The following is a 23,359-nucleotide window of genomic DNA, read 5'->3' on the forward strand; positions in this document are numbered from 1 at the left end:
TGATTCGCTGTTGCAGTTCACTCTGTAACAGAAGTCCCAAGCGTTCTTTGTTTTGTCACACATCCTGTTTTGTCTACCTCTGCCCTCGACAGCTTCATGACGGGCTGAGGAATGAGTTAATACATTAACTGTGCCATTTTCCGGTAATCTAGTAAGCAACGATAATCGTCGAAAAGCCATAAGACAGGACTGCTTAAGAGGGATTGTGACTGAGCTATTGTTGATCGAATGCAGTGTACAAGAGGCTCATGCCATCTTTGACCTTGCTCTGCGCTATCAACTCTTAAGGATTGGACCCTGGTGTTGGCGGCGTTCGTTTCCTTGATCGTTGCTACGGTCGCTTACTTCGCGTCCCTTCGCGAAAGCAGAGAAGCTCGGCGAGAAGGGAATACAAAAGTTGCCTGTTTAGTGGTTAGTGTCTGAATTATATAGCCTGCTCTCAACCTGCATCTTCCATCACGGTTTCGCGGACGACTTCGTCAATCGTGGTGACGCCGTCGAAGATCAGCTTCAATCCTGCTTCGCGCAGCGTTGTCATGCCCTGGCCGCGGGCGAAATTCCGAATCTCGTCCACGTTCGCGTTAGACGAAATGAGGTCGCGAATGTCGTCGGTGACGTCGAGCAATTCATAGATACCGCATCGTCCCTTGTAGCCAGAGTTGTTGCATCGCTGGCATCCTTTGCCGTAGTAGAACTTGTACTGTCGAGCCTGTGCGATCGGCAGTTGCAATTCCATCAGCAGTTCATCACTCGGGTCGAACTGTGTACGGCATTCAGTACAGATCTTTCGCACCAGTCGCTGAGCCAGCACGGATTCCACGGTTGCCGTGATAAGGAACGGTTCAATCCCCATGTCACGGAGTCGGGTGATCGTACTGGGAGCGTCGTTGGTGTGGAGTGTGCTGAACACAAGGTGGCCGGTAAGAGCGCTTTGGATAGCGACTTCGGCCGTTTCAAAGTCACGGATCTCGCCCACGAGAATCGTATCGGGATCGTGCCGGAGGATGGCGCGAAGCACCGTGGCAAATGTCACTTGAATGTCGGGATTAACGGGGACCTGAATCAGTCCGTCGATGTCGTATTCGATCGGGTCTTCCGTTGTGATGATCTTGGTTTCGATGTCGTTGAGTTCATTCAGAGCCGAGTAGAGCGTGGTGGTTTTTCCACTACCCGTCGGGCCTGTCACCAGCACGATTCCGTTTGGTCGCGAGATGACGGATCGGAATCGACTGAGGGTGTTGGCGTCCATTCCAATCTTATTCAGGTCCAGTTGCACGACGGTTCGGTCGAGCACTCGCATAACGACCGCTTCGCCGAACAGGGTGGGCAGCACGCTGACCCGCAAGTCGACCTGGTGTCCCCCGACGCTCAGTTCGATGCGACCGTCCTGAGGGAGTCGTCGTTCAGCGATGTCCAGTTCGGACATGATTTTGATTCGAGAAACGATTGCATTTGCCAGGTGGCGTGGTGGCGGAACCAGTTCGTAGAGCATTCCGTCCGCTTTGATGCGAACGCGGAATTCATCTTCAAACGGCTCGAAGTGGATATCGCTCGCCTGATCCTTGATCGCCAGCAGCAGGATCATGTTCAGCAGTTTGCGGATGGGGGCTTCATCGCCATCCGGCGAGAGATCGTGAACCCGTCCGGCTCGATCAGTGGTCGACGGGGCGTCTTCCTCCAGTTGGGAGATGATGTCTTCAATGCTCTCTTCGCGCCCTGCATACTGTCGCGCAATAGCGGCATCGACATCGCGCGCGTTCGAGACGGCTCCGCGAACTTCGACCCCCAGCATGCTTCTCAGGTCATCGAGAGCGCCGAGGTTCTGAGGGTCTGCCATCGCCACGGTCAGGACATTGTCCTTTAGAGAGATGGGAACGATCTTGTAAACATCGGCCATCGTCTGCGGGACAAGCTCCAGGGCCTTTGCAGGAATCGTGGTCTCGGCCAGATTGACGACCGGCATTCCCCACTGTTCGGCCAACGCCTCGGTGACCTGAGCTTCTGTTACAAAGCCCATGCTGATTGCGATTTGGCCGGTCAGTTCGCCTTGACCCTGCTTCTTCGCTTCGAGTACGTCCCACAACTGATCTTCTGTGAGGTACCCGAGATCAACTAGAATCTGTCCAAACCGCCGATGTGACATTATCCATCTCGCTGAAAGGCGAACTTAAAACCTGATCGATTAACTTCAATAACTAAACAAGTGGCTTAGTGCCCCAGGACCCGGTCAATGGGGGGGGATCGCATCCTCTCGTCGCGGGTGATTAGGTAAAGCCGTTTGGATGTGTCGTCCCGGTTCGATCTTGATCAAGTTGGGGCGCCAAGGTCGGCAGTGACTTTCACCGTGATTTATTGGAAGCGGTTGTGGTTTAGTTGTGATGTTCCTGCTGATGTATGGTGGCGATTGAGTGACCGGTGAATGGTTACTCGTTGCCGCCACCGTCTTCGTCATCTTCTTCCTCTTCTTCGTCAAGCAGTCCTTTTTTCGCTCGCGCGATGCGGGCTTTGAGTTCACCCGGTTGATTGGACCGGATGATGACCGTGTCTTCTTCACAAATGTTGTTCTTCCAGAGGCTGAACAAAGCGTCGTCCAGCAGTTGCATACCGAACTTGCGTCCGGTCTGGATGGAAGAGTTGATTCGGTAGGTTTTGGCTTCGCGAATCAGGTTCGCGATTGCCGGCGTTACCACAAGCAGTTCGTAGGCAGCGACCACCCCTTTGGGTTTTCTCGACAGAAGAGCCTGTGAGAGGATCCCGATGATGGCCACGGAAAGCTGGGTTCGAATCTGTTCCTGCTGGTTCGTCGGGAAGACGTCGATGATTCGGTCCACGGTACCCTGAGCCCCTGTGGTGTGCAGGGTACCGAATACCACGTGGCCTGTTTCGGCCGCCGTGATTGCGGAGGAGATTGTGGCGAGGTCTCGCATTTCACCCACGAGAATCACGTCAGGGTCCATACGCAGGGCGCGACGCAGTGCTTCGGGGAAGTCGGGAACATCCACCCCGATCTCACGCTGGTTGATGGTCGATTTTTTGTGCTGGTGGTAGTACTCGATCGGGTCTTCGAGGGTGATGATGTGATGGTCGACTGTGTCGTTCATGTAGTTGATCATGCTGGCGAGACTGGTTGTCTTGCCGCTACCCGTCGGGCCTGTTACCAGGAAGAGGCCTCTGGGACGCATGATCAGGTCGCGGATGACGAGGGGGAGTCCCAATTGTTCGAACGACAGGAATTCGTTGGGGACTCGCCGCAGCACCATGCCGATGTGCCCGCGCTGCTTGAAGACAGCAACGCGAAAGCGGGCCTTGTCGCCGAACGCGAATCCAAAGTCGGTCCCCCCGACTTCCTGGAGTTCCTGCTGGTTTCGTTCAGGGCAGATACTTTTCATCAACCCGACGGTGTCTTCCGGGGTTAAGGTCTTGGTCTCCAGACGCACCATGTGCCCGCCCAGTCGCAATACGGGAGGCTGCCCGGTCGTGATGTGCAAATCGCTCGCACGCTCACGGACAACGGTTTCGAGCATCTTGTCGATCTGAAGTGTGGCTGCCATTGACTTCCTTCAGCGGTATTGTCTCAAAAGTGCGACACTGGTTTGTCGGAAGCCGACGGAGTCGCAAATCGAATTGGGGATGTCGTATTTTGACCGGATGGTGAAATGTCCGGTTCTCAGATCTGTGATGGCCAATCGCGAGCAGGAGTGACTTGAGCCCGCCGACGTCGGAGGTGATTTCCGGCTGTCTTGTGGGATGAAATGTCGCTCCCGTGTCGTTCCTGGCATGGCTATTGTTGCTGGTTGCTCGGGGACTCTCAAAGTTGTCCGGGTTTAGTGGCCCCCTTTGTCGAGTCGGTACACCTCGACGAGAGTCGTCTTTCCCATCAGCGAGCGGGACAAAGCATCTTCGACGAGGGTTTTCATGCCGAACAGCCGCGCTTGGCGACGAATGGACTGAGCAGGCTCGCTCTTGAAGGTCATTTCTCGCAAGGTCGAGTTCATGAGCATGAGTTCGAAAACGGCGTTGCGACCACGGTAACCCGTGTGCTGGCAGTTGTTACAGCCTTTTCCACGCATGAAGGTTGCCTCTTCGAGCTGGTCTGGCGTGATTCCAAAGTGCTGGATTTCGGACGGCTCGGGCGTGTAGGGCTCCTTGCATTTCGCGCAAACCACCCGGATCAAACGCTGTGCCATAATCGCCATCACGCTGGATGCGACCAGAAACGGCTCGACGCCCATGTCAATCAGACGTGTAATAGAACTGGGCGCATCGTTCGTATGTAGCGTACTGAAAACCAAGTGTCCAGTCAGCGAAGCCTGAATAGCCATCTCGGCCGTCTCGGTATCGCGAATTTCCCCCACCAGAATGACGTTAGGGGCCTGTCGCAGCATGGCACGAATAATTCGCGAAAAATCCAGTCCGATATCATGCTTGACCTCGACCTGGTTGATGCCCGGGAGGTAGTACTCCACGGGGTCTTCGGCCGTGATGATCTTCCTGTCGGGGCGGTTCAGCTCTCCGAGGGCGCTATAAAGAGTAGTGGTCTTGCCGCTGCCGGTGGGGCCGGTTACGAGGAAGATTCCGTTGGGGCGGCGGATGATATTCTGAAAGCGGCGGTAGTTATCTTCGCTGAACCCCAGGCTGCGAATGCCGACCTTGATGTTATCGCGGTCGAGAATACGCATGACGATTGCCTGTCCATGGTTGGTTGGCAGGATACTCACGCGGAGGTCGAAGTCTTTTCCGCCGGCACGGGTCTTGATTCGGCCGTCCTGAGGGCGGCGTTTTTCCGCAATATCCATGCGGGCCATGATCTTAAAGCGAGATGTGAGCGCTGCGAGGAGTCGGCGGGGAGGGCTGTCGCGTTCCACGAGCACCCCGTCGATCCGGTACCGGACGCGAATTCGGTCCTCGAATGGCTCAATGTGAATATCGCTCGCCCGCATGTTCACCGCTTCAGAGATGATCAGGTTACACAGGCGGACGACTGGTGCGTTCTCTTCTTCCTTATCTTGTTTCGACTGCGGACTTTCGGTCTCTGTAAAGTCGATGGCGGTTTCGGTGAATTCCGTCAGCATGGAGTCGACGGACTCCGTTTCTGATCCGCCGTAGTAGCGGTTGATCGCGTTCTGGATAGACTCGCGGGGGGCGCCGACGGGTTCGATGTCGCGGTTTACCATGAACCGAATCTTATCGATGACATCCAAGTCGTTGGCGTTCATCATTGCGACTCGGAGGCGTTCGTCATCAAGTCCCAATGGGATTACAATATTCTCGCGGGCGACTGACTCAGGGATCAACGCGATTACACTCGCGGGGATCTCCATTGCGTCAAGGTTGACGTATTCGTGTCCGTACTGGGCCGCCTGGAGCTGGCCCATTTCGCCGCTACTGACGTAGCCTAGCCGGACGAGCGCATCAGCAACCGAAGTTCCGATGCTGTTTGCCATGTCCTCGGCTTCGCCGAGTTGGTCCCCGCTGATGACACCATCTTCGACGAGTTTATTCAAATAATCTTCAGACATGGAAACGTCTCACAATTGCTGAATGGCTTGGTCAGGTTCGATCGAAGCTTGGGTAAGCGAGAATTGAAGTGTCATTGTTATCGTGCGGTTTCGCCGTCGTCAATCGTCATTTAATGCAAGTTCTCGGGGCTTTAGGCTTTGCGGTTAGCGAAGCGACTTTGCTGCTTCGTCGGCGATAATGCGAATTCCTTCCCGCACGACTTCGGCAGGCTGCGAGAAGTTAAGTCTGAGACATTGCTCACGTTGCGCCCAATCGTCTTCCAGCCCGAAGTAGAAATATTCCCCGGGGACGACTAGTACGTTGCGAGCTTTCAGGCGGGAGTAGAGTTCTTTGGTGGAGCAATTGAGGTTGCGGAGCCAGAGCCAGTGAAAGAAGGCCCCCTCGCTGGTGTGGAGAGCCCAGTCAACACCCGTTCCCTCGAAGAACTCCCGAATCCACCCCTGCGCAAGTCGGCTTTTTTCGGAGTAGAAGGGGATGAGGTGCTGCGGACCCAGGTTCAGGATTTCTCCTGACTCAATCAGCGGAAGCACCAGTTGTTGTCCAATATTGCCGTTCGCCAGGCCGGCGATGGCGGTCATCGCGGCGACGGCTTTGGTGATTCGTTCCGGGCCAATTACGATGGCGGTTCTCGTTCCGGGCAGTCCCAGCTTGGAAAGACTCAGCGTCAGGATGACATGCGGGGCCCAGAACGGACTTGCGTCGGCAAAGATGACTCCCGGGAACGGAGTTCCGTATGCATTGTCGATAATGAACGGAATTCCTTGGCGAGCCGCCAGATCGGACAAACGCCGGATTTCCTCGTCGGTCAGCACGTTTCCGGTGGGGTTTGTCGGACGCGAAACAGCGATTGCGGCGATGTCCTGTTCCGCCAGTCGCTTTTCGACCGCGGCGAAGTCGATGCGATATTTGAAGATCCGGGATTCAGGTCCGTCGGGCCAGCTGATTTCGGGTTTACAGGCGACGAAGAGTGATTCATCGATCCCTTGATCCGCGTACCCTATATATTCCGGTGTCAGCGGGAGCAGGATTTTACGGTGTTTGTTGTTCTCGAACCGGCCCGCCAGCAGATTGAAGAGGAAGAAGAAGGCACTTTGGCCGCCATTGGTCACGGCGAGATTTTCGGGGCCGATCTCCCAGCCGAACTGCTGTCGCAGGAGCTTCGTCATCGCCCGGAGGAAAATGGGGTTACCCTGGGGAGGATCATAGTTTCCCAGCATTCGGTCGAACGCGGGTTCTTCATTGACCAGATCTTGCATCCGGTCCCTCCAGATTTTTTGAATCGAGGGAACGGCGGCAGGGTTTCCTCCCCCGAGCATGAGCATGTCGGGATGTTCGGTCATTGCCCGACCGAGGTCATCCATGAGTTCTAGGATGCCGCTACGGGCTGTCAGTTTTTTCCCAGCCACAGAGAACTCAATGCTCATTGTTTTCTCACTCGTACGGGGTTGCCCCTGGTGGTTCAGAATGTCCGACTCTGGTGAGCTAATCCCGGATTTCTATTTTGTCAGTGGTTGCGTGTCCGGTGTTCCCGGGTGCGCAAGTCGAAACGATGTTCTATTGTATCCATCCTCCAGGCAGTAGGGGTTGGGTTGATTGTGTACACCTGCTCCGTGGGAACGATTGTGGCGTAAGAGAAGCGGCTTCGATCGCGTCAATCAGCCTAGGGTTTGGGTTTCGGGCTCGTTTCAGAAGATCATCTCGACTTGAACGCGGACGCGTTAACAGAAAAAAAGGCAAGTCCCTCAAATAGTGTGTTGTGGTGAGATTCGTTACACCCGACAGTGGTGCCTGACTGAAGATTTCCGTCCCGTCGCCCTGAAGAGACCCCACCTTGGTTGATCCGATGCCGAAACCTGCTGAGAGTCGATGGGGCATTCTTCTTCTCGCTGTTGCCGTTCTCAGTGCCATTGCGCTGATGATTCCGTTTCTCAGTGCTGGTCCGCTTACTCTTGACGAGCACTGCTCTTATTGGCTGATCGAATCCGATGTCCCTTCGACGATTCTCGAACGGAGTCTCACAGAGGCAGCGATTCCGCCGTTGTCTGCCTGGTTTCAGTGGTGCCTCATTCAGATTGGGGGGCGAAATGAGCTGATGCTCCGTTTGGGCTCGGCAATCCCGTATGTGCTGGCGATTCCTGTCATGTTTCGCCTGGGTAAAGATCTGGGCGGAAGTATGGTAGGGGGGATCTCTTGCCTGATCCTGGCGTGGCATCCCGAGGCAATGGACGAGGTTCGAATTGGACGCTGTTACGGGCTGATGATCCTGCTTTCGGCCGTGAGTTTTCTCGTCACAGTCAGGTGGCTGAAATCTCCTTCCCGCTGGAGTTACGCGATCCTCTGGGGTCTGATTGGTGGTGCCCTGTTGTGGACTCATTATCTCACGGCCCCGGTTTTGGCTGTTCAGCTTGTCGTTCTATTGGGCTTGTTTCGAATCGGCTCCACGGCAAGTCGCCCCCCGCTGATGCATCTGGCTGCGGGGGTTCTGATCGTCGTGGCGTTTGGCGTGCCTCTAGTTCCCTCGGTGATTCGGATGGCGGAGTGGAATTCTGCTTTCGGATTCGGGCAACAGCCGACACCCCTGTGGGAATTGTTTGGCCCGATCTGGGTTGTGGGCCTGGTTGTGGGGCTGGTCATGGCGAAGCTGGTCACGGGGCGGTCACTCTCAAAGCCGTACGAAGTTAACTCCCGCCACGCATTGGTTGTGCTGCTCGTGTGGGGGCTGGCTCCTCTAGTCATGATGGCCGTGGTCACGCATCTGGGGATGCCAGGTCTCAACAATCCTCGTTACCGAGTGGCGTTCGCTGTTCCCGGGGCGTGTTGTCTGGCGTTGTTGCTCGTCCGATATCATTCGCCGGTCGGCGCGGCCGTCGGCGCTGTTGCACTTTTAGTTGCCGCATGGAGTCTGGAAACACATCGCGTCTGGCAGCCAGGTCGCGTATCGGGGGTTGAGCGATTTCACTGGCGTGAGATCGCTCTCACCATCGAACGCGATGCGCAGCCCGGTGAACCGGTATTCGTTCAAAGCGGATTGATGGAGGGGTTTCTTGTTCCCCAGTTTTTCAATGATCCTCTCTTCATGGACTATGTGGCCTGTCGTGTGAGTAAGTTCTACCTGCCGTCGTTCCACCCCCGATACGCATTACCCTTCCTGTGGAACGGCGGAGCTCCGTTAATCGATTACTATCGGACGCTGATTCGGCAGCACGGCGATCAGTCGCGGGCAGTCTGGGTCGCCTGTGCGACGGATACGGATTTATGCCGGAATTCCCTGCCCGCGATGCATCTCCTGTTAAGTGAGGCGGGTTATCAGCTGGTTGACCGTCAGACGCATTCCACTGCCGAACTGGTCCGGTATGAGCTTCGTGAGGGTCGGAAAGTGCTACCGTCGGACGCCACTCGCTAATCGCGTCCCTGGTTCATCAAACGAGTCCGGCTTTCTTTCGCAGGAACCATTCGCAGCTCATCAGTCCCACGAAGGTCAGCAGCAGCCACCAGTTATCCCACAGGGTGGTAATCTGAATTCGGGTCAGAGCGTCATACTTCGTTTGCTTCAGTCGCTCGATGAGGCTTCCGAGCTCTTCTGGCTTGAGAGACGTCCCGCCCGTGACAGAGGCAAGTTCCTTCAAAAAGTCATGGTCGGCGCTTGGATAGTCAAGTTCGAGATCGCGTGCATCCACAATGAAGCGGGTGTAGGCCATCTCGGGGATTGAGTCCCCCGATCGGCGGGCAGAGACGCGGACCCAGTAATCACCCGGTTCCGACGTGGCCGAGAATTCAGCGGAATGCTCATCGTTTAATTGTCTGGGACTGGGCCTTTCGATCTGGCCGTCGGGTTTGGTCACTTCAATTTCGAAGCCAGTCTCTTTCGCGGGCCGTCCATCTGCGGTTCGTGCACCAAACAGGATGGACGCGATTGATCCTGGTGCAAAATTGCGGGGATCGACATTCACCCATACGGGCTGGTCGGTGTCGGCTTCTTTTTTTGCCAGCCACAGAATCATCTGCCGCCAGAACCGTTGATGTAAGTCAGCTTTTCCGTCGAGACACCAGAGCCACGTCGAGTCTCCGCCGAAGGCCGCAACGCGGGCCTTTCCGACGTCGTTGACCAGCAGCAGCGGTTGTTTGTCCGCAGTCTCGGCCCAGATTCGGACGAGGTCATTCACGGGCCGAAGTCGCGTTGCCCCTTCCAGTGTCGGGAGGTTCGTCCAGAGCGATCGATTCTTGTCGCTGCTTCCCAGTTGCATCACAAACTCTTTTAATCCCCGTTCCGTCGGCACCAGTTTGACGTCGCCCATATACTGAGTATTCGGGTTAAGTTTCCCGATTGGGCGATAGTCGGCGGCATCCATCTTGACGGGCAGGAGGTCCGCGAGGGGGGTCAGCGCGTACCCGCCGGTGGCAAAATTCTGCAGCCCTCCGATCATCAGCAGCCCGGCTCCATCCTCGACTCGTGCGGCGAGTTTTTCGAGGATTTCGTTGCCGAACCACTCTGCCCGCACATCACCGATCAGGTAAACATCGAACCGGCCGGGTTCGAACCAGGATCGATCCAGTTTCGTCTGGCTGGCAGATCGTCCCGCTCGGACTTCCTGGAATTCCAACTGGATTTTGTCGGCTCCGTTGACCATGCGGATGCGTGACTGCTCGGGGCGCAACTGATCGAAGTACGCAACGTTCAGGCCTCCCTTTTTGACGGAGACAATGGTTTCCCGGCGATTGTTGCGAGTCAGCAGTTCGGTCTCGTCCGACTCCACCTGGATGGCGACTTTCAGTTCGCCTGCGGTTTGTGGCACGAACGAAAGGTCGACGGCCAGCGTTTCCGCATCCCCCTGAACCTCGAACTCCTTGACGGTCTGAGCCTGGTATGTTGCGGGGGCGGGTTTGAATTCGCCCGACTCATTCATCCGCTTTCCGGTGCGGTCTTCGAGCAGGACCCGAACTCGAATTTTTTTCCCTCGGGCGCCCATCGCCCGCACCTTGCAGGAAATGGGAACCAGTTTCTTTTCGAAGACGATGGGATCAATTCGCAGGTCTTCGACCGCCAGATCGAGTGACGCAGTCGAAAGTGAGGACGTTCCATAGACGACGGCATAGATCGGAACCTGGCTGTCCCCCAGCTTTCGGGCAGCGGTCAGCGGGTCAGCGTCGTATGGGGGAATTGCGCGTTGAGCACCATCGGTCAGTAGCAGAAGGCCCAGCGAACGGTGATCGCGTGTCTCCCGAATTACATCCTCCAGGACAGCCCCGAACGCCGTCTGATCACCTGTTCCTTCTGTGGCAGCGGGATTGTGGGGGGCGAGTCCTCGATCAAAATCGAACTGGCGAACCGTGACCTGGTTTCCGAGTTCTTTCCATTTCGCCTCGTACCGGGACAAGTCAGCGCGGACCGCGCTGAAGCGGGATGTCCCCCCGGGCATGTCTGAGGTGTTCATGCTGCGGCTGGTGTCAGCAAGAATGAGCAACTGAACGGGGTTGTCGTCGGTGTCAGAAGTCTGGATCGCTGGCCTGAAAATGGCAAACGTCAGGACGAGGACCGCGAGCATTCGCAGCGTCAACAGCAGTTGAGCCTGCCGGCGCGGAAGTCGTTTCAGCTGCGCCTGGTAAGTCACGTAGACGAGTACAACCAGTCCCAGGCTGGTGAGTATCACCAGTGGCCAGGACCAGATGGGCTCGAAGAAAACTTGCATAGGTTTCAACAGGTTCGGTGTCCGCAGTGTGAACGCAAATGGCTTGTGCAATCATCTTACGCGAGCGTCACAGAATCTATCCGAATGGCGTCATTACTTCGATTCCAGAGACATTTCCTGCTGAGCCCCGTCACGAGTGTCAAGATCAGAGTCCCAATTTAATGCAGACTCCAAAGGCAATAATCATACGAAATGCAATAATCGCAGGCTGGTCGAATTGTGGTTCTGGAGACACCAGCGTATGATCTGCGCTTGGTTGCGGCGCAGTTGCGGCAACTTTCCCGCCGCTGCGGTGGCGGGTGGCTGCATCGAGTGATGCAGTGCTAGAGGTTTTTTCAGGAGGCCCCTTCATGGGCAAGAAACTGTACGTCGGCAATTTGTCCTACGGAGTTACCGACAGCCAGTTGGAACAGCTGTTCTCGGCACACGGTGCCGTGCAGTCTGCACAAGTGATCATGGATCGCGATACAGGTCGATCCAAGGGATTCGGATTCGTTGAGATGAGCAACTCGTCCGAAGCAGAAGCCGCAATTGGCGCGCTGAATGGCGTCGAAAAAGACGGCCGAGCAATGACCGTTAATGAAGCTCGACCCAAAGCAGAAGGTGGTGGTGGTGGCCGCGGTCGTAGTGATTACGGCGGCGGCGGTGGTGGTCGACGCTACTAATAAATAGCAGTCCGCATGCAGTATGAGAGCCCGGTTTCCAACGAAGCCGGGCTCTTTTCGCAATACGCCGTCCGACAGGCGGCATCCGTAAATTGTTTCTGTTTCATTTGAGAGTATGGGTTTTTCTATGTCGAAAGGTAATGTGCTTGTCGGCCAGTCTGGTGGACCGACATCCGTAATCAATTCATCACTCGCCGGAGTGGTGGATGCCGCTCTCCAGAACGGGATCGGTCGCGTCTTCGGGATGCGATATGGCATCGAAGGGGTCTTGGGAGACTACCTGATCGATCTGGGAAGTGAATCGCCAGAAGTCCGTTCCGGTCTCCGTTCCACCCCCGGAAGCGCACTGGGGTCGAGCCGTCTGAAACTGAAAGACGAGCATTTCCCCGAAGTTCTGAAGCAACTCAAAAAGTACGATATTCGCTACTACTTCATGATCGGTGGTAACGACACGATGGACACCATCCATCGCGTGACGAAGTACGCCAATGAGAATGGTCATGAGATGATCGGGGTCGGTGTTCCCAAGACGGTCGACAACGACCTGCACGGAACCGATCACACGCCGGGCTATCCCAGTGCCGCACGCTACGTTGCGCTCAGCGTCCAGCAGGCCGGTGTCCTCGCTCGCGACATGCAGAAGGTTGACCAGTTCGTTATCTTCCAGTCGATTGGCCGGAGTGCCGGTTGGCTGCCTGCCGCCTCAGCCTACGCCCGTAGTGCAGCCGATCTGCCTCCGCACCTGCTGCTGCTGCCTGAACGGTCGTTCGATCGGGATAAGTTCCTCGCCGCCGTCGCAGACGCGCACAAGAACTACGGGTTCGTCAGCATCGTCTGTGGTGAGGGGATCACCAACAAGGACGGTTCTCCCGTCAGCGTTTCGCAGACCAAAGACAAGTTCGGCAACGTCGAATTTGGTGCGATGGGGGGAACCAGTGCGGCCATGATGCTGCATCGGATGATCGCGGACGAGTTCGGGTGGCGAGGTGAATTCCAGGTTACGGAATCGCTGCCGATGTGTGCCGCCGACCGTGGTGTCCAGCTCGACTTCGACGAAGCGTATGCCTGTGGTCAACAGGCCGTCAAACTGGCAACGCACGGGACGGGCGGAGTCATGGTGACGATGCAGCGTCGTAACCAGCCCGGCGAAAAGTACGAAATCGACTTCGGCACGATTTCGCTGAGCGAAGTTGCGAATCATGAGCGACCCATGCCCGATGAATACATTACGGCTGACGGCTTCGGCGTCACGGACGCGTTCATCGACTATGTGAAGCCACTGATTGGTGAACTGCCCACCTACGTGCGACTTGCCGCCAAGCGGGCCCAGGCTTGATCGGTTCAGGGAGCTGGTTTCTCTGAAACCCTTGTCGTAAGGAAAATCCCCGGGAAGCACTCGTCCGGGGATTTTTCGTTGAAAGTCCAGTCACTGTCGGCGAACCTCACACTCGATTCGCACGACTCGTTTCCATGGGAGCAGCAGTCCCACACGAACAGGTGTTTCTCTGCCTCCACATCCTCACGATGTTTCGGGGAAGCACCGAAATACCAGATCCCCGCTGAGGGGCGCTCTGCCAGAGGGCCCGCTAATTTCCAGTGAAGCTGCCAAGGATCCAAAAGCCTGCAGGTGGCCGCAGCCAGGGGTTTCTCGGGTGGTCGCGCGGGTGTCCCCGATCTCGTGCTCTCTTGGGTGAGGGCTCCGCGGGTTTGCCCTCATCCCGTCCCATGCCGCTCGGGACGAAATTCACCAGAACGAAGTGCACGCTGCACGACGTTGAGCATCTTGAGCACCTTATTGATCAAACCCCTGTTTTACAGGCACTTTGATTAGTTGCTCAGCGTGAGCACCTTGAGCATCTTGAGTAACTAATCGAGAAGAGGTTCATGTAGGCATAAGTCTTTTCCGTAAAGGCGGTTTGGAAAAATTTGGTGCCCACGATGAAGATCGTGCTGCTTGGCAAATCCAAGCGTACCTGCCCCTGAGTGGCCATCGTCGGCCATGCTTTTGTTCTGTCCCGCACCAGAATCAGAAAGAGACTCTCTCTTCGAGAATTCCCGTGCAGTGGCCATCGATCAGACGATCACACCGGGGCAATCCACGAGCCGCCTTTGTCGTCCGGTATGAAAGGAGGACTGTCGCGGGTTGTTAAGGATCTTTTCAATCGAGTGAGGTGCCTTGAGTACTTCGGAGGAGCACGCTCTCTCAGCTAAGAGGAGTCAGGGGGCGTGCTTGTCATAAAGCGACCTTCAGGGGCCTGCACGATAGTTTAGTTGTTGTTGTAGCGGGCGTCAAGATGTGTTGTCGTTGCATGCTGTTGTTGCGGGTAAGCGTCCGGTGAAGTGCATCTTGAGCCATGCTTTCGTCTGAGTGGGTTTTGTGACGCATTGAGATTGGAGATGGCGAGATATCGCCGGTTGGTTCACGGAGTCGGGAGAAGGTGTCTTACTGGCGTTTGCACGGTGAGCGTCAGTCGTCGTCTGGAGTCGATTCGGGGCTATTGTCGTCGTCGCGGTCTTCATCCAGAACGATGCTCGTAAGCTGGAACTCATACGCCTCAGGTTGTCGGACATTGGCTGGTGGATGCGGTTGTTGGCCGCTGCGCGGAAGAGACCATACCCATTGCGCTAAAGCCGCGTGACGATCCACTTTCAGGGCAGCTCGACGGGAGTTCCTGAATTTCAAGGTGGCCGGCAATCACAATGGGCCCTTCAGCCTGTGGAGATACTCGGGTCCCTCCGCGCCTCGGTCTCACCGGTTTGAATGACTTTGAGTGAGTTTGGTCCGCGGATTTCGCGGATTTTCGCAGATGAAATTTTTGTTCCTGGAATCTGCGCTATCTGCGGATGTTGTTATCGACTTGAGGGGTGGCGATGTGTGCGTGTACCGAGTTATGCAGTGTGTCTGTGTCTTCTGCCGATCGCAATGATTGAAAAAAGGGCGCGCAGAGGAGAAATCATTGACTTACCGACGTTAGTTCCAGATACGATTGCAACCGTCGAACGAACGATTCAGAATCCTGAATATCAGCGATGAAATATTTGTTGACCTTGAAGATTCCGGCGAACAAAGCCATGCACACCGAGCACGCGGTCGGGCGGGTTTGAAATGGAGCATCTCCCGCGCGTGCCGGGTGATGGCAGTCGTTCGTCCGTAGGAGGCTTCGTCGTGATTATGGCCATCACGCACGATGAAATACTGGCGAAGCTCACGCTACCGTGGATTGAGATTGTCCCGAGCCGGCGCACGATGTCCAAACGGAGCCTTCCAGCTCAGGCTTATGAGTCCAGTCCGATTGTCATCGTTCAAGCCCTTCCGGCCGACAAGACCAGTCTCGACCTATGTAGCCGATTCCGTCAAAAACATTGGAAGCCGCGATTCAACGATGCGCACGTGCCATGCGGGAATGCCTGGCAAATCGTCACACCGAGTGGCGAACGGCTTCTGATTTTCAGTTGGGTCAACTGGCTGCGAAACTCGCGACAGATGTTCGAGGATTTCTGCCGCGAAACGAATCACGAGTTCGGGACGCTCACCCCCAACGGCGTTGTTGTCCTGGGGGCGAGGCAGATCCCATTCCGGGATTGCCGGTTGACTCACGAAGATCAGTTCCGGCCCCGACCGCCGGTGACAATCCGGAAGCAGTCGGCGAAGTCGATACTGGCGAAGTCCGACACATTACTGCAAAGCCGCAACAGCAAGGTCCAGGATGTTGACTATCGTGAACTGCACGACGACGACGAGGCGCACGACGACGAATTACAAGGTCAATTGCAGTCGGACTTCCTAGCCAACATGGCATTCTACGAGAAAGCCCTCAGCGTGAAGTTCGGTACGCCGGCCGAGGTTGGCTCCAAGGAACATAAGTCGATCCCGATCAACGGGGTTGTACGGTACGCCATCTGGACAGTCGGAAAGAAGCGGCTTTATCTGGTCGTTTCACATGAAGACAGGGAACTGCCTTGGGTTACCTACCTTGGCGTTACAGTATAATTGGCCGAACCACACCATGCACCGTGGGAATACTCGGATCCCTCCGCGCCTCGGTCTCACCGATGTGAATGACTTTGAGTGAGTCTGGTCCGCAGATTTCGCGGATTCTCGCAGATGAAATTTTTGTTCTTGGGATCTCCGCCATCTGCGGATGTTGTCACTGACTTCCCTCTGTGTCTTGTATCAAGAAGTGCAGTGTCCCAATACTGTTCGGCACGGCATTTGCGCATGGCCACGATACTAACAACAAGGTGCCAGAGAGGCGGTTTTGCTTGTAATTTAGTCAATTTATCTGCCATGTCAGCGTGCCCGGATGCCGAAAGAGCAAGCTCCCGAATCGAATGACGAACCAGCGCCAAAGATCTCGGCCAAGAATATTCATGGCCTGAAGTACTTTCGTGTGCTGCGTCCCTTCCTGTAGCGTTTACATGCGGTTGGAACTGCGCGGGATACAGCAGGGAATCGGCAGCTACACATGGACCAGTATTGCACGCTGGTGCTGTTATGGTTCTTTTCCCCCATCGTCGACTCACTGCGTGGCCTGCAGCAGGTTTCGCAACTGAAGAAGGTCCAGCAGAGACTCAAGATTCCTCGAACGTCATTGGGCTCCCTCTCCGAGTCGGTGAAGCTCTTTGATCCTGAGCCGCTCAAAAAGATTGCTCGCGAGCTGGCCGACCAGTTGCCCGACGCGCCTGCCCCGGAACGCTTCCGAGGGCTGGGTAAGACCCTGGTCGCTGTGGATGGTTCAGTGATTCCCATCTTGGCACGGATCGCCCGACTCGCCTGGATCACCAACTGTTCCGAGAAGCCGACGTGCGGCTATCGACTGCATACGCATTTTGAAATCCTGCGTGGTCTTCCGAAGCGGATTGAAGCCACATCCGCCAACCCCACGGGAGATGCGGACGAACGGAAGGTCCTGGAGCGGACGATCGAACCAGACCACTGCTATGTTATCGATCGTGGTTACATGACGTTCCGACTCTGGAATAAGATCCATGACGCTGGAAGCAGTTATCTCTGTCGAGTCCGTGACAGGCTGGCGTATGAGACAATTGAGGAACGGCCACTCACGCCCGAAGCGACGGCTGCTGGAGTTCAGGCTGACCAAGTCATCGAATTGCGACACAAGAAAACTCGAACCAATCATCCCCTGAGGCTAATCTCTGTCCGCTGCCCCGCCCATACCAGCCGCGGTCGACGCCGGGGACGCAAGTTCTCCAGTACAGCCCCCAGCAGCGATGGAACCCTGAGAATCGCCACGGATCTGCTGGACGTCCCCGCAGAACTGATTGCAGAGATGTATCAGCTTCGCTGGACGATCGAACTCTTCTTCCGCATGTTCAAGCACCTGCTCGGCTGCCGCCACCTGTTGAGCACACGACAGCAAGGTGTCGAGATTCAGGTCTATTCCGCACTCATCGCATGCCTCTTGATCTTGCTTTATACCGGACGCATGCCAACTAAGCGGACGTTTGAGCTGATGTGCTTTTACCTGATCGGCTGGGTTGAATTCGATGAGATCCAAGGCCACATCGATAAGCTTAAGACTGCGATTTCCTGACGTGAGTCTTTAACAATAGATCCGTTCCGCGTGAACTATATTCCGCAATGAGAACGGGTGCGAGCCTATATAAACATACAAAGCGACAACCCTAACTTTGTAGTCTCGCGTCGCGCCGAACTCCTTGCTTCGCGGAATTGACCGGGCGTGAACAGCCGCAAAAAGAACGAACCCAAAAAACAGACGAGCCGTATCAAATCTCGTGCCGAACGGTATTGGCTGTGTCCCTCTGTGTTTTCCCAAGCGCCCATCGACAATTGGGAATTGCCAGCACATGGTTGATGAGATAGTGGAAGTCGCTGCCTGAAGCAATCACGGTTTGTAAACGGAACCATCCAAGTTGAGAGGCGGCTTCCCTTTTCGAATACGTTCAGGATTCGGGTTGTTGAATCCACCGCCTGCTCTCCACGCTTTGTCAACGAAGGTGTCAGACTTATTTTCATTTACTCCCGGCGACCATCCCACTCCGGGTGTATAAGTCCAATTGACAGATGAACAACCGGGAATAGAACCCACGACGGCACACAGGAGGAAATACAGTACGGGTCGCAACATGATGTATTTAATCACAATGAAATCCAGTTGAATAGTTCCAACTAGATATCAAATCAAACGAAAACTCAAAAGATCATCTGCTGAATTATCACTCTTAGGAGTTTCAAAAGAACACAACAGGGACACAGCATTTGCTGTTGACACACCGATTTCGACTTAGTGGCTCTGGCTTGTGCAGCTGGTCATCAGCTCCATTCTGGTCATGTGGGGACGCAGTCTGCATGATGGGCCACGGTTGAGCCCCAGCGCGTCAATTGCGATGTGTGGGTTGTGGCCCGTGCTTTCACCGAACATTGCGGCCACATGCCATTTCTATGCGTTCCGTCTCCTGTAATACCGAGTGGCGGGCTGTTGAGGCGTACCAGATTCGGGGCTGCAGGGGCAAAGGCCGAAGTGGCGTTGATTTCACGGGGCGTGTGGGGATTCAGGGCCGATGAATTGCATGAATCTGAGGGCGAGGGGGTTGGTTTGGACGGCTGGTTGATGCGGACGCTATGATCGGTGCGGGTGGTGTTGCGGGGCGGTGGGGATTGTGCTGATGTCGGATGATGAGGCCAGTCTGGTGCAGGAGGTGCGGCAGGGGACTGCTGCGGCCTGGGAACAGTTGATTGCCCGCTATGAGGGACGACTGCTGGCATTCGTTCGCAGTCGCTTGCAGGACGACACGGCGGCCGAGGATGTGGTGCAGGAAGCGTTTCTCGGCTTTCTGGTCTCGTTGCCCAACTACAATGAGTCCACGCCGCTGGAAGCGTTTCTGTTTTCGATTACGGCTCATAAATTGACCGATGTCTTGCGGCGAAACGGGCGTCGGCCACTGCTGCCTCTCATTCACAGCAGCGAGTCGCAAGCGGGGAATGAACCGGCCGATCGAGGGCGAAAAGTGTCGAGCATGGCCCGGTCTCAGGAACGGTCGGTCGCTCAGCGGCGGGTCCTTTCCGACTGTCTGAAAGGACTGATCCATTCCTGGTTAAGCCGGGGGGAGTTTGAAAGACTGGAGTGCGTCGAGCTCCTGTTCGTCCTCGGATGGTCCAACAAGAGGGTCGCCGAGAAGTTGGGAATCAGCGAACAGGCCGTCGCGAACCACAAGGATTTCACTGTCCGGAAGCTGAAGGAGGCCGCCGCGGCGGCTCGGCTGAGAGATGTCGACTGGAATCAACTGAAACTGGATTCTTAAAGTGAGGCTCAAAGCGACTCACCGCGAACGGGTGCAATCTGTCCCGCATCCGCACTGAGATCCATGGCCTGATATGGCCTGATGGTGACGAAGTTAATCTTCTGTGGCGGAACTGCAGGAGGTCTTCTGCAGTTTTTCCAGAGCCCACTGAATGGCTTCCTGGACCAGAGCGGACGCTTCGTTGAGGCAGTCCGTCAGTTCGGGAATGAGGGAGGCGTCGCCCGAGTTGCCCAGTACGATCGCGGCATTGCGTCGCAGTCCATCCCAGCCGGGGCGTGAAAGGGGCGTCGTTTGAAAACGGGTCTGGAACTCTGCCTCACTCAGCTTGAGAATGTCGAGTGCGCTGGCGGGTTGCAGATCAGGCAGGGGCTGGAAGATCGGGTCACTCGTTAGTGGTGACTTACGGTTCCAGGGGCAGACCTGCTGACACAAATCACATCCGAACAGCCAGTCTCCCACGCCATCGCGCAGCTCGGTCGGGATCGGGCTGCGGAGTTCGATTGTGAGATAGGAAATGCAGCGCCGTGCGTCGAGCACATGCGGCCCCACGAAGGCATCCGTCGGGCAGACGTCCAGACAACGGGTGCACGTGCCACAATGGGACGTTTCGTGCGGTCGGTCGGGTTCAAGTTCGAAGTCCGTCAGCAGGGCCGCCAGCAGCAGCCAGCTTCCAGCTTTCCTGTTGATCAGCATGGTGTTTTTGCCGAACCAGCCCAGCCCGGCGAGTCGGGCGAAATCCCGTTCCAGCAGGGGGGCCGTATCGACGACGCCACGTGTTCGCGAGCCAGGTCGCAGTTGATGAACGCGATCGGCCAGTTGCTTCAGTTTTTCTCGTAGCGCGTCATGGTAGTCTGCGGTGCCGTGGGCATACCGCGCAACGCGCGCCGAGGCCCGTCCCGACGGGTGTGGTTCTTGAGGCTTCCTGTCGTCGAGGGTGTTGTAGTTGATGCCCAGCATCACGATGCTGCGGACGTCTGGCATCACGTGTCGAGGGTGCTCGTAGGCATGTGCTCGTCGTGCGATGTAGCCCATCTCGCCAGCGAATCCCTGTTCGATCCACTCCGTCAGCCGCTCGTAACCCGGGGGAGTGATCGCGGGGGCGATTCCGACCAGATCGAAGCCGGCTTCACGGGCCGCTTGTTTGACTGCTGCCGTTAACTGTTCGTTGTGCATCCGAGGTTGATCCGCCGCGTGGTCCATGCGACTGAGTCTAAGGTGACGACCTCTCTGAAGGAAAGGGGGGGGGAGAGCTGTTCCGATGGTTCGAGGCGGATGAAAACCTGGCAGGGGTGAGTTATGATCGCCGCAGGAGCAAATCGACTCTGTTCAAGTCTTTAAGGAGAAAACATGACGCGTTCACTGATCATCGTTTTGGGGTTCCTGGTAATGGCCGCTTCGGCGGATGCCGCGATTCAGACTAAGAAGGTCACCTACAAACATGGCGACACAGACTGCCACGGATTTCTGGCGTGGGACGATGCCATTGAAGGGCCTCGTCCGGGTGTGCTGGTGTTCCATGAGTTCTTCGGGCTGGATGCCTATGCGAAGCGGCGGGCTGAGCAGTTGGCGAAGCTGGGTTACGTCGCCTTTGCGGCCGATTTGTACGGCGAAGGGAAACTGGTCGATCATCCCAAGGACGCCGGGGCGATGGCCGGGCAAATCCGTTCCAACGTCGAGGACTGGCGGAAGCGAGGACTGGAAGCCCTGGAAGTGCTGAAGTCCCAGCCGCAAGTCGACAAGACCAAACTGGCGGCGATTGGCTATTGTCTGGGTGGGTCGACCGTTCAGCAGTTGGCTTTCGCAGGAACGGATCTGAAAGCCGTTGTCAGCTTTCATGGTGCTCTGGTGGTGCCGACTCCTGAACAGGTCAAGTCGATCAAGTCCGCCGTGTTGATCTGCCATGGAGCAGATGACTCGTTCATTAAGCCTGAAACGATTCGCGACTTCAAGAACGCACTCGATTCCAACGGTGGAAAATACACCTTCAAATCGTATGAAGGGGCTCGACACAGCTTCACGGTTCCCGAGGCGGATGCAACTGCGAAGAAGTTCAACCTGGACGGTTTGCGTTACAACAAAGACGCTGATGAGAAGAGTTGGGCCGATATGCAGGCGCTGTTCAAAACAACGCTGGGCAAATAACCCGCGGATGACTCGGCGATGATATTGCCGTACGGAGCCGTGGTCGGACGATGTGATTTTCGTGCAGAACTTGCGCGAGACCCGTCATCCGGTCACGGCTTATTTCGTGAGTGAGCGAATGGATGCTGCCGGTGTGCAGGCTTTGAAGACCATCTGCGGGTCGGCCCGGTCGGGCTGTTCCTGATGATCAGGGGTATCTGCGTCCCCTGGCGCTGTTTCGGTCTCAGTCTTCTGCCGGGAAGGATGCGCTCGGCGAATTCCCCGTGTGGATGTGTCACCCCCGGCGTAAAGGGTAAATGTGCGGCTGACCTGGCCAACCACATTCCCTGCCTCGTCCATAACGGGACCGCCGCTGGAGCCCTGACCGAAATCGGCGGTGACGTTCATCCAGAGGATTTCATTCTCGTCCCGCTCGTAATTGGCGATGTAGCCTGCGGAGAAGTAGAAGAAGCTGTCACCGGGATGCCCGATGACTCGAATGGCACTTCCCGGAGGAGTCTTCGACTTCAGTGGCAGTGGCGTCAGGTTTTTCTTTTCAATACGGAAGATGCACGTGTCGGTGTCGCGATCTGCGGCGAGCAGTTCCAGGACAGGATAGATCGTCCCGTGGATGTCCATCACAACGACGGCGTCGTCCGGATCTTCATGATCGAAAACATGCGCACTTGTCGCCAGGATTCCATCCGGATGAACGGCGAACGCGGTTGAGAAGGAGGTCTGCCAGGACGTTTCCTCTTCCGTGGGCCGGGTAATTCCCGCCACAAGAAACACGCTTTGCGTGGCACGTCGGTAAAGCTCAACGGTACTGAGGGGAGTTGTTGCTGGCGCGGGAAGATTCAGGGGGATGTGGGTTCGATCCAGTTCGGGGCGCAGCTCTTTCGTCGTGCGTGACTTTTTCTGTTCGATCAAATCCATTGTTGCGGTCGTCAGGCGGACAATGATTTCGTCGACCAGGAACTCGGGATAGTCCTCTACCGAGTCGGCGTCGGCCACAGGGGACGTGGCCCCTTTGTCGCTGATTGTCCCATTCTGGCTTTTGTTGTTCCGGGGGACTTGTGCCACGGCCATCGGTCGAACTTGTTGCCAGCCGGTCACGACAGAAATCAGTGTCGCCAGCAAAAGACAACTTAAAATCGTGGTCCAGCGTCGCATGTGGGCATTTTCTTTTCTAAGGGCGGGCGTTCGGGGAGTAAATGTACCCAAAACAGAGCCAGAGAGTTATGCTCCAAGCCGTTAATCCTCAGCTCGCCGACTCGGGAATCCAAAAAATGGTATCGTTCGCACTTCGATTGATCCTGGTTTTCAGTTGCCTTGGTATCGCTCAGGCGCAGGACGATTCGAACTCGTCTTCGCCCGTGGATCGGGCTCCTGCGGAAGCGGCCGAGTCGCCCCGAGAAGATCAGGACTCCAAATCGCCTCTGGAGACTGCGAAGGAAACGGCGGCTGATTGGGAAGAAAAAACGGCTGAGGAAGTGGCCAAGCTGGCGAAGCAAGTGGATCAGGAACCGATCGCCCGGACGGTCTCTGCGGGTATTCTGCAGCCGATTTATGCACTGGCAGAGAAACTGGCCTTCCGGTCTTTCCACTGGGTGGCTTTTGCCCTGATGGTGAGCGGTGTCGTAAGTTACACGCTTCAGCTTGTCCTTGGAAAGCTGATCGTGTTGACGCGATTGGGCTTCAGCTTTAAGGAAATTACGTCTGACGCCGTCGGTTTAGCGATCAGCGTGTTTGGCCTGGTGCTGACCACCCAGGCGGCCGCTGAGAACTCGACCTTCACGCAGAGCCCTTTCGCGGTGATTTCCGCGACGGTCGTCGGTTTCATCGTCGGAGTGATCCTGTACTTCTGGGGTCAGTCGCAGGAACTGCAGGCGGCGGCAGGGCGATCTCAGGTTGCTGCGCATCGATAACGCGTGGGAATCAACTGCGGCAGGCGGCAGGCGGCAGGCACAGGCACAGGGAATGAGTCGGCCCATCACGCGGGGCATACTGCGCCCCGCGAGGTGGCTGGATGACTGCGCTTCCGTGAAGGAACCGCCGTCGGGCAAGATCCATGGCAATTGG

The 23,359-nt window shown here is 56.2% G+C and carries 14 protein-coding genes and 1 pseudogene; 8 read left to right on the forward strand and 7 right to left on the reverse strand.

All coding sequences use genetic code 11. The annotated features are described in order from the left end of the window. Window positions 1-439: 439 nt before the first annotated feature. The 4 genes from ACGY09_RS16180 to ACGY09_RS16195 all read right to left on the reverse strand — a co-directional run bounded on the left by ACGY09_RS16180 (window position 440) and on the right by ACGY09_RS16195 (window position 6,944). On the reverse strand, window positions 440-2,143 hold the full coding sequence (locus tag ACGY09_RS16180) for a GspE/PulE family protein (RefSeq protein WP_397568546.1): 1,704 nt from the start codon (window positions 2,141-2,143) through the stop codon (window positions 440-442). A gap of 280 nt (window positions 2,144-2,423) precedes the next feature. Beyond that, window positions 2,424-3,551, reverse strand: a complete 1,128-nt coding sequence (locus ACGY09_RS16185) for a type IV pilus twitching motility protein PilT (protein WP_373649191.1) — start codon at window positions 3,549-3,551, stop codon at window positions 2,424-2,426. Between the two features lie 273 nt (window positions 3,552-3,824). Beyond that, window positions 3,825-5,519: a GspE/PulE family protein gene (locus ACGY09_RS16190; protein ID WP_373649190.1), complete on the reverse strand. Its 1,695-nt coding sequence runs from the start codon at window positions 5,517-5,519 to the stop codon at window positions 3,825-3,827. A 144-nt stretch (window positions 5,520-5,663) separates the two neighbouring features. After that, a complete protein-coding gene (locus tag ACGY09_RS16195; protein ID WP_397568547.1) occupies window positions 5,664-6,944 on the reverse strand; it encodes a valine--pyruvate transaminase in 1,281 nt (426 codons plus the stop codon). Window positions 6,945-7,363: 419 nt separating this feature from the next. Between ACGY09_RS16195 and ACGY09_RS16200 the strand changes: the two genes are divergently transcribed. Next, window positions 7,364-8,923 carry a glycosyltransferase family 39 protein gene (locus ACGY09_RS16200; RefSeq protein ID WP_397568548.1) on the forward strand — a complete coding sequence of 520 codons (1,560 nt, stop codon included), beginning with the start codon at window positions 7,364-7,366 and terminating at the stop codon, window positions 8,921-8,923. Window positions 8,924-8,939: 16 nt separating this feature from the next. Here ACGY09_RS16200 and ACGY09_RS16205 read toward each other — a convergent pair whose 3' ends face one another. Beyond that, the gene (locus ACGY09_RS16205; protein WP_397568549.1) at window positions 8,940-11,207 is read right to left on the reverse strand and encodes a hypothetical protein; all 2,268 of its coding nucleotides are present in this window, start codon (window positions 11,205-11,207) and stop codon (window positions 8,940-8,942) included. 350 nt (window positions 11,208-11,557) lie between these two features. On the opposite strand from ACGY09_RS16205, the gene ACGY09_RS16210 reads away from it, so the two are divergent. The 5 genes and pseudogenes from ACGY09_RS16210 to ACGY09_RS16230 all read left to right on the forward strand — a co-directional run bounded on the left by ACGY09_RS16210 (window position 11,558) and on the right by ACGY09_RS16230 (window position 19,156). Continuing rightward, window positions 11,558-11,872: an RNA recognition motif domain-containing protein gene (locus tag ACGY09_RS16210; RefSeq protein ID WP_373649186.1), complete on the forward strand. Its 315-nt coding sequence runs from the start codon at window positions 11,558-11,560 to the stop codon at window positions 11,870-11,872. Window positions 11,873-11,999: 127 nt separating this feature from the next. Further along, window positions 12,000-13,208, forward strand: a complete 1,209-nt coding sequence (locus ACGY09_RS16215) for a diphosphate--fructose-6-phosphate 1-phosphotransferase (protein ID WP_397568550.1) — start codon at window positions 12,000-12,002, stop codon at window positions 13,206-13,208. A gap of 1,770 nt (window positions 13,209-14,978) precedes the next feature. Beyond that, entirely contained in the window at window positions 14,979-15,863 is an 885-nt protein-coding gene (locus ACGY09_RS16220; protein ID WP_397568551.1) for a hypothetical protein, read from the forward strand. 451 nt (window positions 15,864-16,314) lie between these two features. Continuing rightward, window positions 16,315-17,427, forward strand: a pseudogene (locus ACGY09_RS16225) (IS4 family transposase); the annotation flags it as partial. Between the two features lie 1,093 nt (window positions 17,428-18,520). After that, window positions 18,521-19,156 (forward strand): RNA polymerase sigma factor, encoded by a 636-nt coding sequence (locus ACGY09_RS16230; protein ID WP_397568552.1) that lies wholly within the window; start codon window positions 18,521-18,523, stop codon window positions 19,154-19,156. A 93-nt stretch (window positions 19,157-19,249) separates the two neighbouring features. Here ACGY09_RS16230 and queG read toward each other — a convergent pair whose 3' ends face one another. Further along, window positions 19,250-20,329, reverse strand: a complete 1,080-nt coding sequence (gene queG / locus ACGY09_RS16235; protein WP_397568553.1) for a tRNA epoxyqueuosine(34) reductase QueG — start codon at window positions 20,327-20,329, stop codon at window positions 19,250-19,252. Between the two features lie 174 nt (window positions 20,330-20,503). Here queG and ACGY09_RS16240 point away from each other — a divergent pair, with 174 nt between their 5' ends. Continuing rightward, entirely contained in the window at window positions 20,504-21,298 is a 795-nt protein-coding gene (locus tag ACGY09_RS16240; protein WP_397568554.1) for a dienelactone hydrolase family protein, read from the forward strand. Window positions 21,299-21,397: 99 nt separating this feature from the next. Here the strand turns inward: ACGY09_RS16240 and ACGY09_RS16245 are convergent, their stop codons facing one another. Continuing rightward, complete coding sequence (locus ACGY09_RS16245; protein ID WP_397568555.1) at window positions 21,398-22,450, reverse strand: trypsin-like peptidase domain-containing protein; 1,053 nt, start codon at window positions 22,448-22,450, stop codon at window positions 21,398-21,400. 116 nt (window positions 22,451-22,566) lie between these two features. On the opposite strand from ACGY09_RS16245, the gene ACGY09_RS16250 reads away from it, so the two are divergent. Further along, window positions 22,567-23,205 (forward strand): hypothetical protein, encoded by a 639-nt coding sequence (locus tag ACGY09_RS16250; protein WP_397568556.1) that lies wholly within the window; start codon window positions 22,567-22,569, stop codon window positions 23,203-23,205. The last annotated feature ends 154 nt before the right edge of the window (window positions 23,206-23,359 follow it).

Origin of the sequence: Schlesneria sphaerica (assembly GCF_044336245.1) — a bacterium.
GTDB lineage: Bacteria > Planctomycetota > Planctomycetia > Planctomycetales > Planctomycetaceae > Schlesneria > Schlesneria sphaerica.